Origin of the sequence: Microcystis sp. T1-4 (assembly GCF_000297435.1) — a bacterium.
Taxonomy (GTDB): domain Bacteria; phylum Cyanobacteriota; class Cyanobacteriia; order Cyanobacteriales; family Microcystaceae; genus Microcystis.
In genome coordinates, this window is record NZ_CAIP01000338.1 from 1 (window position 1) to 516 (window position 516).

The 516-nt window shown below is 43.8% G+C and carries 1 protein-coding gene; it reads left to right on the top strand.

The window, feature by feature from the left end; all coding sequences use genetic code 11:
- Positions 1 to 516, top strand: a 516-nt coding sequence (locus tag MICAI_RS16950; RefSeq protein ID WP_039900441.1) for a CARDB domain-containing protein, incomplete at both ends; no start/stop codon positions are given.

A 516-nucleotide genomic window follows, 5' to 3' on the forward strand; every position in this document is an offset into this window, starting at 1 on the left:
GTGGCTGACCGCAATAATAATCAAGGGGAAAGTAATGATAATAACAATACCTTTGCAGTTCCCATCACCCTTGATGCTCCTGATTTAGTTGTTACAGAAGTGACAGCACCGACCTCTGCTACCCTTGGGGAGTCAATTGAGGTCTCTTGGACAGTCACCAATCAGGGAACTGGTACAGCTAATCAAGATTGGTATGACTATGTTTATGTCTCTACTGACCAAATTTATGACAGTAGTGATACATATCTCACTGGGGAATATATTTCCAGTCAAACACCCTTGGCAGCAGATGGAAGCTATACCATTACCCGTAATGTAACTTTACCTAGTACGGCAACAGGCGATCGTTATTTGTTGTTTGTGGCTGACCGCAATAATAATCAAGGGGAAAGTAATGATAATAACAACACCTTTGCGGTTCCCATCACTCTTGATGTTGCTGATTTAGTAGTCACGGACGCTACTGCTCCCACCACAGCGACTCTTGGGGAGTCAATTGAGGTCTCTTGGACAGTC